The organism is Streptomyces sp. DF42 (assembly GCF_058267695.1).
In genome coordinates this window covers 6379036-6395744 of sequence record NZ_CM177859.1, presented here as the reverse complement: position 1 = coordinate 6395744, position 16709 = coordinate 6379036, and the positions used below count along the sequence as shown (strand labels likewise).

The window sequence follows — 16709 nt, the reverse complement described above, 5'->3', positions numbered from 1 at the left end:
TCCCGGGTGGGGTTCCGCGGCCCTGAAGGCGCCGGCCTGATCGACGATCAGGCTGGATCACTCCAGGGTTCTGGCCCACGGAAGGCCCACATCAGGTGGTGCTGCGTCTGCTTCCGGCTACCGGCACCGGCCGCCGTAAAGGCATAGGCCGTCGCCTGTGCCACTACTGCTTCCAGTGCCTTGATCGGTCGCTCATTGCGCTCACGGGTGGGAAGACCCGCGAGAGACACGGGGGACGCCGGACGGGCGGCAGGGATGCCGGACAGACCGGTGCCCGGGTTGGAGGCGCCGAGCATGCATGTGGAGACGACCGAGCGATCGGTCAGTTTGGCGGTGCTGATGGAGCTGTTGCTGATGCTGATCACTTCAATCGCCTCCTCTCGGCGTCTCGGGGGACTGGGGTGAGCCAGTCCGACGGATATGCAAGTAGAACACGGAATCGGGGCCTCCGAGAAGGCCTCCGTCCCCGTGGACAAGAACCTATGGGGATTGCTGGGGCATGCGCAAACTATTTTTTCGACGAGTTTGAATCAGTCGCCTTTGTCGTCTTCTCCGAGCTGCTGGCCTGCGCAGAGGGCCAGGACATCGGCTCCGTAGCGGTTGAGCTTGCGTACGCCGACTCCGGGGATCCGCGCCAGTTCGCCGTCGTCGTCGGGGACGGCCTCGGCGATCGCCATGAGGGTCTTGTCGGTGAAGACGCAGAAGGCGGGCTGTCCGCTGCGCTGCGCCTGGTCCGCGCGCCATTCGCGCAGCCGCTCGTAGAGACCCTCGTCCATGTCGGAGGGGCAGTCCTCGCAGCGCATCAGTTTCATCTCGCCTGCGTCGGTGAGCGTGCGTCCGCATACCCGGCAGCGGGCGGGGGTGCGCTGTGTGCGCCGCGGTACGGCGTGCGGTGTGCTGGTAAAGCCTCGCTCGACCCCACCAGGACCGCCTGTCGCGGTGCGGTCGGCGGTGGCGGTGGAGCCCGGGCGCAGGCCGTGGAGGAATCGGCTGGGGCGGCGGTTGGGGCGGCCGCCGGGTGAGCGGGTCAGTGACCAGGAGACGTGGAGGTGCTCGCGGGCGCGGGTGACGCCGACGTAGAGGAGGCGGCGTTCTTCCTCGATTTGTTCGTCGGTCTTCGCGTAGGTGATCGGCATCATGCCTTCGGCCACGCCGACGAGGAAGACGACGTCCCACTCGAGGCCTTTGGCCGAGTGCAGGGAGGCCAGGGTGACGCCTTGGACGGTGGGGGCGTGTTGCGCGTTCGCCCGCTCGTCCAGTTCTGCGACGAGGTCACCGAGGGTGGCTTGGGGTTTGGCTGCGGTGAAGTCGTGCGCGAGGTTCACGAGGGCGGCGAGGGATTCCCATCGTTCACGTACCGCGCCGGAGCCTGCTGGGGGCTGGGGTGTCCAGCCTTCCCCGGAGAGTACGGCGCGCACTTGGGAGGGCAGGTCCACGGCGTCGTCGAGGAGGGAGTCGTTGCCTCCGAAGCGGGCTGCGCCGCGCAGGGCCACGCCGGCTTTGCGTACTTCGGGGCGGTCGAAGAAGCGCTCGGCGCCGCGTAGCTGGTAGGGGATTGCGGCGTCGGCGAGGGCTTGTTCGTAGGTCTCGGACTGGGAGTTGGTGCGGAAGAGGATGGCGATCTCGCTGGCCGGGATGCCTGTGGCCATGAGTTCGCTGATGCGGCGGGCGGCGCCTTCGGCTTCTGCGGGCTCGTCGGTGTACTCGGTGTAGCCGGGTTCGGGGCCGGCGGGGCGTTGGGAGATCAGCTCCAGGCGGTGGTCGGCGGCGCGGCCGCGGGCCTGGGCGAGGAGGCCGTTGGCGAGGTGGACGACTTGGGGTGTGGAGCGGTAGTCGCGGACGAGTTTGACGACGGTGGCTCCGGGGTGGCGGGTGCGGAAGTCGAGTAGGTGGTCGGGGGTTGCTCCGGTGAAGGAGTAGATGGTCTGGCTGGCGTCGCCGACGACGCAGAGGTTGTCGCGCTCGCCGAGCCACAGTTCCAGGAGGCGCTGTTGGAGGGGGCTGACGTCCTGGTATTCGTCGACGACGAAGTGCTGGTACTGGGCGCGGACCTGCTCGGCGATGTCGTGCCGGTCCTGGAGGATGGCGATGGTCAGCAGGAGGACGTCTTCGAAGTCGATGACGGAGCGGTCCCGTTTGAGGTCCTCGTAGACGGAGTAGAGCTGGGCGATCTCGGCGGGGTCGCGGGGGGCGGCGCGGCCGGCTTTGGCTGCTGCGGGTGCGTAGTCGGTGGGGACGGTCTGGGTGACTTTGGCCCACTCGATCTCGGCGGTGGTGTCGCGCAGTTCGCCGCGGTCGAGGCGGATGCGGCAGGCGGCGGCGGCGTCGGCGACGAGCTGGATCTTGCGGTCGACGATGCGGGGCATGGAGCCGCCGACTGCTTTCGGCCAGAAGTACTGCAGTTGGCGGAGGGCGGCGGAGTGGAAGGTGCGGGCTTGGACCCCGGCGGCGCCGAGCTGGCGGAGTCGGCCGCGCATCTCGCCGGCGGCGCGGTTGGTGAAGGTGACGGCCAGCACGGTGGAGGGCTGGAGGATGCCAGCGTGCACTCCGTACGCGATGCGGTGGGTGATGGCCCGGGTTTTGCCGGTGCCTGCGCCTGCCAGTACGCATACGGGTCCGCGCAGGGCTGTGGCTACTTCGCGCTGCTCGGGGTCGAGCCCTTCGAGCACGGCGTCGGCGCCGCTCGGCGGAGCCGAGTACTGGGAGCTGCCGGTGCCGTGCGGGAAGAGCGTGGAGTGCGTTGCTGGTGTCACATGGCCATGCTGCCAGGTCGTCGGAGACGGGAGCGGTGGTTGTCCACAGGCAGGCACTGTTAGTCGTACTAATGCGGCAGGCGTCACGTCGGGTGGTCCGCGGCGGGTGGGAATGGTGGCCGTTTCAAGTACGTTCCTTCTCTGCGAGCAAGGATTGCCGAGCAGCTGAGGAGCGCGAGAGACATGCCGGGCACTGTGACGATGTACAGCACCACGTGGTGTGGCTACTGCCGTCGGCTGAAGAGCCAGATGGACCGCGAGGGCATCACGTACGACGAGATCAACATCGAGCAGGACCCGGAGTCCGCGGCGTTCGTGGAGAAGGCGAATGGCGGAAACCAGACGGTTCCGACGGTGCTGTTCCCGGACGGTTCGACGCTGACGAACCCGTCGCTGGCGCAGGTGAAGCAGAAGATCGGCGTGTAACCGCTGCGCTGTGTTGTGCGGAGGGCGGTCCCTGAGGTGTCTCAGGGACCGCCCTCTTTGGTGTGTCCTACATCACCGTGTAGCGCGACAGCAGTCGGCGCCGGAAGCTGTGGGCGGGCCTCAGACGAAGCTTCTCGTCGGCAGGGGCTTGCCGTACCACATCTCGATCAGGCGGGCGGCGATGGAGATGCCGTAGGGAGGCAGTACGTCGCCGGATTCGAAGGCGGCGCCCAGTTCGTCGCGGGAGAACCAGCGGGCTTCGTGGATCTCGTCGCCGTCGACGTTGATCTCGGTCGAGGTCGCGTGGGCCATGAAGCCGAGCATGAGGCTGGAGGGGAAGGGCCAGGGCTGGCTGGCGACGTATTCGACCGCGCCGACGGTGATGCCGGCTTCTTCGAAGACCTCGCGGCGCACCGACTGCTCGATGGATTCGCCGGGTTCGACGAAGCCGGCAAGGGTCGAGAAGCGGCCCTCGGGCCAGTGGACCTGGCGGCCGAGCAGGATTCGGTCCTCGTCGTCGGTGACGGCCATGATCACGGCGGGGTCGGTGCGCGGGTAGTGCTCGGCGCCGCAGGCGGAGCAGCGGCGGATGTGGCCGGCCGCGGCGATGACGGTGCGCTCGCCGCAGCGGGAGCAGAAGCGGTGGGTGCGCTGCCAGTTCTCCAGGCCTACCGCGTGCACCATCAGGCCTGCGTCGCGGGGTGACAGCAGGAGTCCGGCCTCGCGCAGGCCGGCGGCGCGCGCGGACTGGTCGATGCGGCCGGGCAGTGCGTCCTTCTGGAGGGCGAAGTAGCTGGCGCCGTCGTCGTCGGTGCCGAGGAAGTAGCGGTGTGCTTCGGTGAGGGGGGCTTCGAAGGAGGGGGTCATGACGAGTTCGGTGCGGCCGTCGGCCGTCTCGTCGATGAGGACCTGGCCGCCGGAGACCACGAAGCAGCGGGTCGTGGGGTGGCTCCATGCCGCCGCGAGCCAGGCCTCGTCGAGGCGGTGGTGGGCGGCGCGGTCGATGCCGCTGGGGGCGGTGAGCGAGATGGGGCGGTCGGCGGTGTGGTCGGTCCAGGTGGTCACGGGTGCTTCCAACTCCCCCAGTGGAACGGGTTGTTTCGGCGGGCGGTTCGGCGGGACGTAGGGCGGGAGGCGGCGGCCGGATCCGGTGGTGGCGGGCGGTGCGGGGCGGTTCGTCCAGTGTGCCCCGCGGGCGCTGCCCGTCCGGTGGGTGCGTGCTCAGGGCGCATGGCGCCAGGTTTCGGCGAGGTCGCTCCACAGATGTGCGCTGGTTTCGACGCCTTTGAGGAGCAGGTCGAGTTCGACCTTCTCGTTCGGAGCGTGCCAGCCGTCGGACGGGACGGAGATGCCGAGGAAGAGCACGGGTGCGCCGAGGACTTCCTGGAGGTCGGCGGCCGGTCCGGAGCCGCCCTCGCGTGTGTGGCGGATCGGCTGGTCGAAGGCGCGGCCCATCGCGCGGACCACCGACTGCAGGGCGGGGTGGTCGAGCGGTGTCAGGCATGGGCGGGTGGCCGCGCCGAAGGTGATCTCGCATCGGATCCCGGCGGGCAGCTGCTCGGCGGCCCAGGTGCGGACGGCCTTCTCGATGTGGTCGGGGTCCTGGCCCGCGACCAGGCGGAAGGAGAGCTTCAGCATGGCTGAGGACGGGATGATCGTCTTGCTGCCGGGGCCCTGGTAGCCGCCGCCGATGCCGTTGACCTCGGCCGTGGGGCGGGCCCAGATGCGTTCGAGGGTGGTGTGTCCGGCCTCGCCGTGGGTGGCGTGGGACTTCGCGATGCGCAGCCACTGCTGCTCGTCGAAGGGCAGTTCGGCGAAGAGTTCGCGTTCGCGGTCGGTGAGTTCGACGATGTCGTCGTAGAAGCCGGGGATCGCCACGCGTGCGTGCTCGTCGTGGAGGGCGGCGACCAGCCGGGCTGCGACGGTGGCCGGGTTGGGGACGGCGCCGCCGAAGGAGCCGGAGTGGATGTCCTGGTCGGGGCCGTGGAGGCGGATCTCGCATTCGGCGAGGCCGCGCATGCCGGTGCATACGGTGGGGGTGTCCTCGGACCACATGCCGGTGTCCGAGACGATCACGGCGTCGGCGGCGAGCCTGTCCGCGTGCTCTTCGACGAGGGCGCGGAAGTGCGGCGAGCCGGATTCCTCCTCGCCCTCGATGAGCAGCTTGAGGTGGACCGCGGGGGCGGTGCGGCCGGTGGTGGCGAGGTGGGCGCGGACGCCGAGTGTGTGGAAGAACACCTGGCCCTTGTCGTCGGCGGCCCCGCGCGCGTGGAGACGGCCTTCGCGGACGACGGGCTCGAAGGGATCGGTGTTCCAGCCGTCCTCGCGGGCGGCGGGCTGGACGTCGTGATGGCCGTAGACGAGCACGGTGGGCGCTTCGGGGTCGGCGGCGGGCCATTCGGCGAAGACCGCGGGGGCGCCCGGTGTCTCCCAGACCTGCGCGGTCGGGAAGCCGGTCTCCTGGAGTTTGGCGGCGAGCCAGTCGGCGCTGCGGCGTACGTCGGGCGCGTGGTCGGGCTGGGCCGACACGGACGGGATGCGCAGCCATTCCGCGAGGTCGTCGAGGAAGACGGCGCGGTGCTGCTCGATGTACGAACGCACGGCGCTGACGGCACTGTCAACGGGCTGGCTCATGGTCACGAGCCTATCGGCCCGCACCGACATCCTCGGTGGGCGGTTCCTCACAGTTTGCTTGCGCGGCCGGCTCTGCCAGCAGCAGCCGCTCCAGTGCGGCCCGGTCGGGCAGGCCCTGCGGTCGTACAACCTCACCAGTGCGTACGTAGAGGAACACGGCGTTGACGGACTCCAGGGGAACGCCCTGTTGCTCGGCCCAGGCGAGCCGGTACAGGGCGAGCTGGAGGGGGTCGGCGGTGCGGGTGCGGCTGGTCTTCCAGTCGACGATCTCGTACGTCGTCGCGTCGCCGTCGTGCTCCTTGTAGACGGCGTCGATGCGCCCCCGGACCACTCGGCCGGCGATGGCGAGCTGGAAGGGGGTTTCGACGCGGTGGGGTGTGCGGTGGGCGTACGCGGTGCGTTCGAAGGCGTCCTTGAGGGCTTCGAGGTCGCGTTCGTCGGCGATCTCGGCCTCGGTGCCGGGCAGTTCGTCCGGCTCCAGGACGGGCAGGGTGAGTTCTTCGAAGCGTGCCTCGACCCAGGCGTGGAAGCGGGTGCCCTGTCGCGCGGCGGGTTGCGGGGGGCGTGGCATGGGGCGCGCGAGTTCCTGTGCGAAGCCGTCGGGGTCGGCGGCCAGGCGCAGCACCTGGGATGCGGTGAGCGAGGCGGGGAGGGGGACGTCGGTGACGGCTTCCCGGGCGCGCAGGAGTTCGCCGGTGAGGGCGTCGAGGTCGCGGTCCCAGGAGGCGAGGGTGCGGGCTTCCTCGGGGGTGAGGCGGGGGTGGGCGGGGGTGGGGTGGGTGTGCGCGGGGGCGGATTCGCGGGCTGTGCGCTCCGGGTGGGTGCGTGCGCTGTCGGGTGTGCTGTGGTGCTCGGTGCTTTCCGGGGCCGTGGCCTGGTGCGGGACGGTCGGGCGGGCGGTGGGCCAGGTGTCCCAGTCGGCGGCGTCCTCGTCCGTGAAGGGGTCCTCCTCGTCGTGGGGCGCGTCCTCGTCGTCCGGTGGTGGCCAGTCCGGGTCGTCGTGGCTGTCCGGGTCGTGCGTGACCGCGGGGTGGCCGCCGTCGTGGAAGGCCAGGGCCTCCAGGTGGTTCAGGACCGTTTCGGCGGCCGCGCGGCGTCGGGTGAGGGCCGCGTCGTCCAGGGGCAGGGGCCAGACCTGGTCGGCGGTTGCGGCGTGCAGGGCCGGGTTCTCCTCGTCGTCGGCGGGTTCGTCCGCCCATGCCTCGATCTCGCCGTGTCCGGCCGTGCAGTGGTCGTACAGGTCCTGCAGGAAGTCGGACGGCCCGCGGCGCTTCTTCTGGGTGGGGCCCCACCAGTGTCCCGAGCCGAGGAGCAGGGAGCGGGGGCGGGTGAAGGTGACGTAGCCGAGGCGGAGTTCCTCGGTGTGCTGGTGCTCCTTCATGGCCTCCTGAAAGGCCTTCAGGCCGCGGGAGTCCCACGTGTCCACGTCGGGCAGGGTGTCGGCGTCGCCGCGCAGTCCGTGCGGCAGCACCTTGCCCTGGGCGGTCCACTTCTCGCGCCCCTGGGTGCTGGGAAAGGTGCCGGTGACCAGGCCGGGCACGGCCACGACGTCCCATTCCAGGCCCTTGGACTTGTGGGCGGTGAGGACCTTGACGGTGTTCTCGCCGCCGGGCAGGGCGTTGTCGAGGCCCTTCTCGTACTGGGCGGCCGTGCGCAGGAAGGCCAGGAAGGCGAGCAGGCCGGCCTCGCGGTCGCCGGCGGCGAAGGAGGCGGCGATGTCCAGGAAGTTGGAGAGGGTCTCGCGGCGGCGGGCGGCCAGGGCGTGCGGGGACGCCGACAGTTCCACCTCTAGGCCGGTGACGGCGAGGACGCGGTGCAGGACGTCCATGAGCGGGTCGGCCAGCGAGCGTCGCAGGTCGCGCAGTTCGGCGGCCAGGCGCGCGAACCGGACGCGTGCGTCCGGGGAGAAGGGCAGTGCGTCGTCCTCCCGTCCGGCGTCGAGCGGCATCTCCAGGAAGGTTTCGAGGGCGTCCGCCAGCGAGGTCACCTCGGAGGGGTCGACTCCCTCGACGGCCTCGGCGAGCCGGCGGTCGCGGTCGTCGTCGCCGTCCACGCGTGCATGGGCCACGAGAAGCCGGGCGCGCCGTCCCAGGAGGGCGAGGTCGCGGGGGCCGATGCGCCAGCGCGGGCCGGTCAGCAGGCGGACCAGTGAGGCGTTGGCGCCGGGGTCCTGGAGGACCTCGCAGACGGCGACCAGGTCGGCGATCTCGGGGAGGTGCAGCAGTCCGGACAGGCCGACCACCTCGACGGGCACGTCCCGGGCGACGAGTGCGCCCTGGATCTCGGCGAAGTCGGTCGCCGTACGGCACAGGACGGCGATCTCGCCGGGTGCCTTCCCGGTGTTCACGAGGTGGGCGACGGAGTCGGCGAGCCACTCGATCTCGTCGGCGTGGGTGGTCAGCAGCGCACAGCGCACGGTGCCGTCGTGTTCGGCGCCGGGGGCGGGGCGGAGGGCCTCCACGCCCGCGTGCATGGCGCGCAGGGGCTCTGCGAGGCCGTTGGCGAGGTCGAGGAGCCTGCCGCCGCTGCGGCGGTTCTCGCTGAGCGCCTGGCGGGCGGCGGGGTGGCCGTCGGGGTGCGCGAAGTGCTGCGGGAAGTCGTCCAGGTTGGCGACGGAGGCGCCGCGCCAGCCGTAGATGGCCTGGCAGGGGTCGCCGACGGCGGTGACGGGGTGGCCGGTGCCGTCGCCGAACAGGCCGGCCAGGAGGATGCGCTGGGCCACCGAGGTGTCCTGGTATTCGTCGAGGAGGACCACGCGGAACTCGTCGCGCAGGATGCGGCCGACTTCCGGGATCTGCGCGAGCCGCGCGGACAGGGCGATCTGGTCGCCGAAGTCGAGCAGATCGCGTTCGCGCTTGGCGGCGCGGTAGCGGGTCACGAGGCCGGCGAGGTCACGGCGCGCGGCAGCGGCCTTGGGCACCTGCCGCAACGCGTCATTGCCGAGCTTGGCGCCCTCCAGGGTGCGCAGCAGCTCGGCGTCGTACGCGCGCACGTCCTCGGGCCGTACGAGGTGTTCGGAGAGTTCGGCGTCGAGGGTGAGCAGGTCGCTGACCAGGTCCGCGAAGGAGCGGGTGAGCGCCGGGTAGGGGCCCGGTGCCTCGCGCAGCACGCGTGCGGCGAGCTGGTAGCGGGTGGCGTCGGCGAGGAGGCGGGCGGTCGGTTCGAGGCCGATGCGCAGGCCGTGGTCGGTCAGGAGGCGGCCCGCGAAGGCGTGGTACGTCGAGATCACGGGCTCGCCGGGCGGGTTGTCCGGGTCGATGACGTCGGGGTCGGTGACCCCGGCCCTGACGAGCGCCTTGCGGACGCGCTCGGCGAGTTCACCGGCGGCCTTGTTGGTGAAGGTGAGGCCGAGGACCTGCTCGGGGGCGACCTGGCCGGTGCCGACGAGCCACACCACGCGTGCCGCCATCACGGTCGTCTTGCCCGACCCGGCTCCGGCCACGATCACCTGCGGGGCGGGCGGCGCGACGATGCAGGCCGTCTGCTCCGGGGTGAACGGAATCCCCAGGAGCTCCTTGAGCTGATCGGGGTCGGTGATACGGGGCGGCACGTCACAGAGGCTAGCGGCGACCACTGACAGTGCCGGACGGATCCACCTCGGGACGGGCAGAGGCGCAGGTCGGCACGGGTGGTGTCGTGGATCACCCACGTCACTCGACGACGTGGCGTCCCTCGGACCGTGCGCTGCAGGACGCCTGGAACGCGCAGTGGGTGCAGTGCTGGCCGGCGCTCGGTGTGAACCGCTCGTCGAGGACCTTCCCGGCGGCGTTGGCCAGCAGCTCGCCGACCCACTCCCCCTCCAGCGGCGCCTGGGCCTGCACCTTGGGCAGGGTCTCACCGCCGTCGCGCCGGGAGGCACCCTGACGCAACTGGACGAGTTCGGCGCCGCCGGGCTCGGGGCGCACCCCGTCGAAGGCGTCGTCCACGGCGCCCTCGCGGACCGCGAGCTGGTAGACGGCGAGCTGCGGGTGGTGTTCCATCTCGCGTGCGGTCGGCGCCTGTTTGCCGGTCTTGAAGTCGACGACGTAGGCGCGGCCCTCGCCGTCGGTCTCGACGCGGTCCATGGAGCCGCGGATGCGGACCTCGTAGTCGCCCGCTGCGAGGGTGACGTCGAAGCCGTGCTCGCTGGCCACGGGTGCGCGGCCCGAGCGGGCTCCACTGGTGTCGACGTGCCACTTCAGGAAGCGTTCGAGCGCCACGCGCGCGTTGTCCTTCTCCTGCGCGGACTTCCAGGGCGCGTCGAAGGCGAGCGCGTTCCAGACGGAGTCGAGGCGCTCCATGAGGACGGCGAGGTCGGCGGGGGTGTGGCCGGAGGCGACCTCGTCGGCGAGGACGTGCACCACGTTGCCGAAGCCCTGGGCGGCGGTCGCGGGGGCGTCCGCCTTGACCTCGCGGCCCAGGAACCACTGCAGGGCGCAGGTGTTGGCGAGCTGGTCGAGGGCGCTGCCCGAGAGCACGACGGGCTCGTCGCGGTTGCGCAGCGGCACCTTGCTCTCGGTCGGCTCGTACATGCCCCACCAACGGTAGGGATGGGCCGAGGGGACCAGCGGGCGGCCGTCCTCGTCGGCGAGCGCGGCGAGCCGCGCCAACCGGTGGGCGGCTGCTTCCCTGAGGGTGTCCGAGACGCGCGGGTCGACGGTCGTGGCACGCAGTTCGGCCACGAGCGCGGCGACGGACAGCGGGCGGCGCGGGCGGCCCGTGACGTCCCTGGGCTCGACGCCGAGTTCGGTGAGGAAGCGGGAGGGCTGGTCGCCGTCGTCCGCGGGGGCCTTCACCGCGGTGACGACGAGCCGTTCACGCGCGCGCGTGGCCGCCACGTAGAACAGGCGCCGCTCCTCCGTCAGCAGCGCACCCGGAGTGAGCGGTTCGGCGAGTCCGTCGCGGCCGATGCGGTCGGCCTCCAGCAGCGAGCCGCGGCGGCGCAGGTCCGGCCACAGGCCTTCCTGGACGCCCGCGACGACGACCAGCCGCCACTCCAGGCCCTTGGAGCGGTGCGCGGTCATCAGGCGCACGGCGTCGGGGCGTACCGCACGCCGCGTGAGGGTGTCGGCGGCGATGTCCTCGGCCTCGATCTCCTCCAGGAAGTTGAGGGCGCCCCGGCCTCCGGTGCGCTCCTCCGCGCGCGCGGCGGTCGCGAACAGCGCGCACACGGCGTCCAGATCACGGTCGGCGTTGCGTCCTGCAGCGCCACCGCGCCGCGCGGACCGCTCCAGGCGGGCCGGCCAGGGTGTGCCCTCCCACAGGTCCCACAGGGCCTCCTCGGCCGTGCCGCCGCCCGCGAGGCGCTCACGGGCCTTGCGCAGCAGCGCGCCGAGACGCTGTGCGCCACGCGCGTACGTGGGGTCGTGCGCGACCAGGCGCTCCGGTTCGGCCAGCGCCCTTGTGAGCAGCTCGTCCGAGGGCGGCGGCAGGGCGTTGCCCGCGGCCCGCTCCTCGTCGCGCAGGGCACGACCGAGGCGGCGCAGATCGGCGGCGTCCATGCCGGCGAGGGGGGAGGCGAGCAGCGTCAGGGCGGTTTCGGTGTCGAGCCAGCACGGGTCCGGCGCATCGGCCGGCTCGGCCTCGCCGTCCTGGGGGGCAGCGAGTTGTTCCCTGCCGTCTTGCGGCGCCGTCAGCTCGTCCCCGCGATCGTCTGGTGCAGCGAGTTCCTTCCCGCCGTCTTGCGGCGCCGTCAGCTCGTCCCCGCCATCTTCCGGTGCAGCCCCCTGGTCACCATCGCCGTCCGATGCCGCCGGCTCTCCCCCACCGTCTTCCGGTGCTTTCAGCCCGTCCTCGCCGTTCTCCGCCGCTACGTCCGCGTCCTCGCCCGAGCCGTAGCCCTCACCGTCGCCGTCGCCGTCTCGTAGGTCCCCCTCCGCTCCCCCCGAGGCCGCTTCCACCGCCGCCGCCGCGGCCACCGCCTTCAGTGCCGTGAGCAGTGGCGCCACCGCTGGTTCGTGGCGCAGGGGCAGGTCGTCGCCGTCGATGTCCAGGGGGACGCCGGCGGCCGTGAGGGCGCGGCGGACCGTCGGAACCGTGCGGGATCCGGCGCGCACCAGGACGGCCATCTCACGCCACGGAACGCCGTCCTCCAGGTGGGCCCGGCGCAGGATGTCGGCGATGTTGTCCAGCTCCGTACCGGGCGTCGGGTACGTGTAGACCTCGACGCGGCCTCCGTCACGGACGGGGGCGAGGTCGCGGTGCGCCCGTACCTTCTCCGCCGGCAGGCGGGTGAGCGGCATGCGCTGGGTGAGCAGCCGGGTCGCGCCGAGCAGCGCGGCGCCGGAGCGGCGGGATGTGCGCAGGACCTCGACGGGTGCCGGGCGGCCGTCCGCGCGCGGAAAGGCCGCCGGGAACTCCAGGATGCCGTTCACATCGGCGCCCCGGAACGCGTAGATCGACTGGTCCGGGTCGCCGAAGGAGACCAGGGTGCGGCCGTCGCCGGCGAGCGCTTGCAGCAGCCGTACCTGTGCGGCGTCCGTGTCCTGGTACTCGTCCACGAAGACGGCGTCGTACTGCGCGGCGAGCCGCGCGGCGGTGTCGGGGCGGTGCGCGAGGAGGACCGCACGGTGGACCAGTTCCGCGTAGTCGAGCACGCCCTGCATGTCGAGCACGTCGAGGTATTCGGCGAGGAAGGCGGCCGCGGCGCGCCAGTCGGGGCGGCCGATGCGGCGGGCGAACGCGTCCAGGGCGCCGGGCCCCAGGCCCAGCTCACGGCTGCGGGCGAGGACGGCGCGGACCTCGTCGGCGAAGCCGCGGGTGGTGAGGCAGGCGCGCAGCTCGTCGGGCCAGCGCACGTGTGCGAGGCCGAGCCGCTCCAGGCCGCCCTGTCCCGCGAGCAGTTCGCGGACCGTGACGTCCTGCTCGGGGCCCGAGAGCAGGCGCAGCGGCTCGACGAACAGTTCGCTGTCCTGGTGGGCGCGGACCAGGGCGTAGCAGAACGAGTGGAAGGTGGTCGCCCGGGGGGAGCGTGCCGCCCCGATGCGCAGCGCCATGCGGTCGCGCAGTTCGACGGCCGCCTTGCGGCTGAACGTCAGCACCAGGATGCGCTCGGGGTCCCCGCCGCGGGCGATCCTGGCCGCCACGGACTCGACGAGGGTGGTGGTCTTGCCGGTTCCCGGGCCTGCGAGGACGAGCAGCGGGCCGCTGCTGTGGTCAACCACGGAGCGCTGTGCCGCGTCCAGACGAGGGGGAGCCGCTGTGGCCGGCGGGGTACGCACCAGTCGGTAATGGCCACGGTTCCCCTGCCGCACCTGGGGGTGCGGCAGGCGCCTGGTGGAGGAAGAGGAGCTCACGTGGTTCGCCGGTCCTGGTGGTTGTGCTGGTCGTCGGACCACCGTGCGTGGAGGACGGTGATCGGGAGGTGAGGGGGACGCGTGCAGCCGACGCTACGCCGACGACCGGTGCGGAAGCAGGGCTTCCTCTTCTTCCCGTACGACACTCGCGACCCGCGCGTCCCTCGCCCCACGAACGTACGGCATGCCACGCACGTGCCCCTGTTCCCTCGTACGGATCACGGGCCACCCGCAGACCCTTCGCATGGCGGAAGCTGTCAGGTGTGACCGTCCGCGCGTTCGCCGCCGTCCCACCGCGCCCGCTTCATGTCGAGGCGCGGCAGGTGGCCCTCGGTGGCTCTGCTCGCCTCCTTCAGGGGTGTGCCCTCGACACGGTAGTGGTCGAGGGCGCGCAGTTCGTGGCCCGGGAGGAGGGCGCCGTCCGCGCGCACGACGCGCCACCAGGGAGCGGCTCCCCCGTAGAGCGCCATCACACGGCCGACCTGGCGGGGACCGCCCTCCGCCAGCCACTCGGCAACGTCCCCGTATGTCATGACACGCCCGGGCGGGATCAGTTCGGCGACGTCCAGGACGCGCTCGGCGTACTCCGGGAGGGCGTCCAGGGGCTCCGGGCGGTCGTCGTGCGGAAGGCTCTCCTCGCTCATCCGACTTATCCTGCCCCACGCCACCGACAGCGTGGCGGGCGCGCGACTGTGCGTGCGGCTGTACCTGTCCCTCGCCCCCGGGCGGCGCTTCCGGCAGACTGTGCGCCCCCGCATGTGCACCCTGACACCCCCGCGTGTCGGTGGGGCATGCCACCATCATGCGGGCGGTGACCGGTGATACGAGATCAAGAAGAGACGATGAACCAGCAGGGTGCGCACCCAGAGGACGCGGAGAGCACCTCTGCCGCTTCGTCGCGCCCTCACACCGTTTCCGGCAACGCCTCCGACGCCGATTCCGGTGCCGGCACGGGCGGTAAGGACACTCCTTCCGACGTGGACAGCGGCGAGGACGAGTTCTGCGACGAGGCGCACGTCGACGAGGTCGAGGGCGACGAACCGCTGCTCCCCGCGCGCGTGCACCGTCCGTCCGACCTGATGCGCCTTCTGGTGGGCGTGCTCGCCGTCGTCGTACTGCTGGCGATCGCCGCGTTCGCCCACGGCACCACCTCGGGCCTCGAACAGGACATCAACAAGGGCACCGGGCAGGCGCCCGATCTGCTCATCAAGATCGCGGGTCTGGCGTCCAGCATCGCGATCCTCCTGGTACCGGTCGCGTTCGCGATCGAGCGGCTGATCAAGCGCGACGGGCTGCGCATCGCCGACGGTGTGCTCGCCGCGGTCCTCGCGCACGGAGTGACTCTGGCCACAGACCTGTGGGTCGCCAAGGCCGCGCCCGACTCCATCCAGGAGGCCCTCACCCAGCCCTCCCCCGGCGACATCCACGCCCTGACCGACCCGGTCCACGGCTATCTCGCGCCGGTCATCGCGTACATGACGGCCGTCGGCATGTCCCGGCGGCCACGCTGGCGCGCGGTGCTGTGGATCGTGCTGCTCCTCGACGCCTTCTCGATGCTCGTCACGGGCTACACGACACCGTTCTCGATCATCCTGACGGTGCTGATGGGCTGGACCGTGGCCTACGGGACCCTGTACGCGGTCGGCTCGCCCAATGTCCGCCCCACCGGGCGGACCCTGATGGCGGGCCTCCGGCACGTCGGCTTCCGTCCGGTGAGCGCGGCCCGCGAGGAGGTGTCGGACAACCCGGAGACGGGCGATCGCGGCCGGCGCTACTTCGTCACCTTGGAGGACGGACCGCCGCTGGACGTGACGGTGGTCGACCGGGAGCAGCAGGCGCAGGGGTTCTTCTACCGCGCGTGGCGCAATCTGACGCTGCGCGGCTTCGCCACGCGCAGCAGCCTCCAGTCGCTGCGGCAGGCGCTGGAGCAGGAGGCGCTGCTCGCCTACGCGGCCATCGCGGCCGGCGCCAACGCGCCCAAGCTGATCGCGACGTCGGAGCTCGGCCCCGACGCCGTGATACTCGTCTACGAGCACACGGGCGGGCGCACGCTCGACACCCTGGCGGACGACGAGATCACCGACGAGCTGCTGCACGACACCTGGCACCAGGTCCGGGCGCTGCAGTCCCGGCGCATCGCGCACCGCAGGCTGGTGGGCGAGGCGATTCTGGTGGATCGTTCCGGCACGGTGATCCTGACCGATCTGCGCGTCGGCGAGATCGCGGCCGGCGACCTGCTGCTGCGCATGGACATCTCACAGCTCCTGGTGACGCTCGGACTGCGGGTGGGCGCGGAGCGCGCGGTGGCGTCGGCGGTGGGCGTGCTCGGCCCGGACGACGTGGCGGACTGTCTGCCGATGCTGCAGCCCATCGCCCTCAGCCGCACCTCCCGCGCGACCCTGCGCAAGCTGGCCCGGGAGCGGGCCCAGCGCGAGCGCGAGGCAGTCCTGGAGGCGTCCCGGCAGGCCAAGCAGGCCCGGCTGGAGGAGGCCTCGGACGACGCCGGGCCCGTCGTACTGGAAAAGCCCGACAAGAAGGCCGTACGCGCCGAGCAGCGGGCCGAGAAGCGGGCCATCGACGAAGCCCTGGACGAGGCTCGCGAGGAGGATCTGCTCACGCAGATCCGTCATCAGGTGCTGTTGATCAGGCCGCAGGCGCCGGTGGAGCCCGCCCGCCTGGAGCGGGTGCGGCCGCGCACGCTGATCAGTTTCATCGCCGGCGCCATCGGTGCCTACTTCCTGCTGACCCAGCTCACCCACATCGAACTCGGCCCCCTGGTCGCGAACGCGCAGTGGGGCTGGGTCCTGGCGGCCGTGGCGTTCTCGGCGGCCAGCTACTTCGCGGCGGCGATGGCACTGCTGGGGTTCGTGCCCGAGCGGGTGCCGTTCCTGCGGGCCGTGGCGGCTCAGGTAGCCGGGTCGTTCGTCAAGATCGTCGCTCCGGCCGCGGTGGGCGGCGTCGCTCTCAACACCCGCTTCCTGCAACGCTCGGGGGTGCGTCCGGGGCTCGCGGTGGCGAGTGTGGGCGCCTCGCAGCTGTTCGGGCTCGGCTGCCACATTCTGATGCTGCTGTCCTTCGGCTACCTCACCGGCACCGAGAAGACGCCCTCGCTGTCGCCGTCCCGGACGGTCATCGCGGGTCTGCTGACGGTGGCGGTGCTCGTCCTCGTGGTCACCTCGGTGCCCTTCCTGCGGAAATTCGTCTCCACGCGCGTGCGGTCGCTTTTCGCCGGTGTCGTGCCGCGCATGCTGGACGTGCTGCAGCGACCGCAGAAACTCGTCACCGGCATCGGCGGCATGCTGCTGCTGACCGCCTGCTTCGTGATGTGCCTGGACGCCTCGATCCGTGCCTTCGGCAGCCAGGGCACCTCCCTCAGCATCGCCAGCGTCGCCGTCGTCTTCCTCGCCGGCAACGCGCTCGGGTCCGCCGCCCCGACCCCGGGCGGTGTGGGCGCGGTCGAGGCGACCCTGACGGTCGGTCTGATCGCCGTGGGCCTGCCCAAGGAGGTGGCGGCCCCGGCCGTCCTGCTGTTCCGTCTGCTGACGCTGTGGCTGCCGGTGCTGCCGGGCTGGCTGGCCTTCAACCAGCTCTCACGCAAGGGCGCGCTGTAGTACGAAGGCCG

General features: G+C 71.8%; 9 protein-coding genes. 2 read left to right on the top strand and 7 right to left on the bottom strand.

Features of this window, described 5'->3' with window-relative positions:
• Positions 1–47 precede the first annotated feature (47 nt).
• Positions 48–365, bottom strand: coding sequence for a hypothetical protein (locus ACYUED_RS29455; RefSeq protein WP_491286799.1), 318 nt, complete (start codon positions 363–365; stop codon positions 48–50).
• A 165-nt stretch (positions 366–530) separates the two neighbouring features.
• On the bottom strand, positions 531–2753 hold the full coding sequence (locus tag ACYUED_RS29450; RefSeq protein ID WP_491286796.1) for an ATP-dependent DNA helicase UvrD2: 2223 nt from the start codon (positions 2751–2753) through the stop codon (positions 531–533).
• A gap of 183 nt (positions 2754–2936) precedes the next feature.
• On the opposite strand from ACYUED_RS29450, the gene ACYUED_RS29445 reads away from it, so the two are divergent.
• A complete protein-coding gene (locus ACYUED_RS29445) occupies positions 2937–3179 on the top strand; it encodes a mycoredoxin (RefSeq protein WP_058923365.1) in 243 nt (80 codons plus the stop codon).
• Positions 3180–3299: 120 nt separating this feature from the next.
• Here the strand turns inward: ACYUED_RS29445 and nudC are convergent, their stop codons facing one another.
• The 5 genes from nudC to ACYUED_RS29420 all read right to left on the bottom strand — a co-directional run bounded on the left by nudC (position 3300) and on the right by ACYUED_RS29420 (position 13731).
• Positions 3300–4244: an NAD(+) diphosphatase gene (nudC, locus tag ACYUED_RS29440; RefSeq protein WP_266521214.1), complete on the bottom strand. Its 945-nt coding sequence runs from the start codon at positions 4242–4244 to the stop codon at positions 3300–3302.
• Positions 4245–4400: 156 nt separating this feature from the next.
• Complete coding sequence (locus ACYUED_RS29435; protein ID WP_491286791.1) at positions 4401–5813, bottom strand: dipeptidase; 1413 nt, start codon at positions 5811–5813, stop codon at positions 4401–4403.
• Positions 5814–5823: 10 nt separating this feature from the next.
• The gene (locus ACYUED_RS29430) at positions 5824–9363 is read right to left on the bottom strand and encodes an ATP-dependent DNA helicase (RefSeq protein ID WP_491286789.1); all 3540 of its coding nucleotides are present in this window, start codon (positions 9361–9363) and stop codon (positions 5824–5826) included.
• 100 nt (positions 9364–9463) lie between these two features.
• Positions 9464–13087: an ATP-dependent helicase gene (locus tag ACYUED_RS29425; RefSeq protein ID WP_491286787.1), complete on the bottom strand. Its 3624-nt coding sequence runs from the start codon at positions 13085–13087 to the stop codon at positions 9464–9466.
• Between the two features lie 257 nt (positions 13088–13344).
• Entirely contained in the window at positions 13345–13731 is a 387-nt protein-coding gene (locus tag ACYUED_RS29420; RefSeq protein ID WP_491286785.1) for an MGMT family protein, read from the bottom strand.
• 198 nt (positions 13732–13929) lie between these two features.
• Here ACYUED_RS29420 and ACYUED_RS29415 point away from each other — a divergent pair, with 198 nt between their 5' ends.
• Positions 13930–16698, top strand: a complete 2769-nt coding sequence (locus tag ACYUED_RS29415; RefSeq protein WP_491286783.1) for a lysylphosphatidylglycerol synthase domain-containing protein — start codon at positions 13930–13932, stop codon at positions 16696–16698.
• Positions 16699–16709: the final 11 nt, after the last annotated feature.

Coding starts and splice junctions, on each gene's coding strand:
- ACYUED_RS29420 (WP_491286785.1), bottom strand. CDS start 13,731: ATGAGCGAGGAGAGCCTTCCGCACGACGACCGCCCGGAGCCCCTGGAC.
- ACYUED_RS29445 (WP_058923365.1), top strand. CDS start 2,937: ATGCCGGGCACTGTGACGATGTACAGCACCACGTGGTGTGGCTACTGC.
- ACYUED_RS29415 (WP_491286783.1), top strand. CDS start 13,930: ATGAACCAGCAGGGTGCGCACCCAGAGGACGCGGAGAGCACCTCTGCC.
- ACYUED_RS29435 (WP_491286791.1), bottom strand. CDS start 5,813: ATGAGCCAGCCCGTTGACAGTGCCGTCAGCGCCGTGCGTTCGTACATC.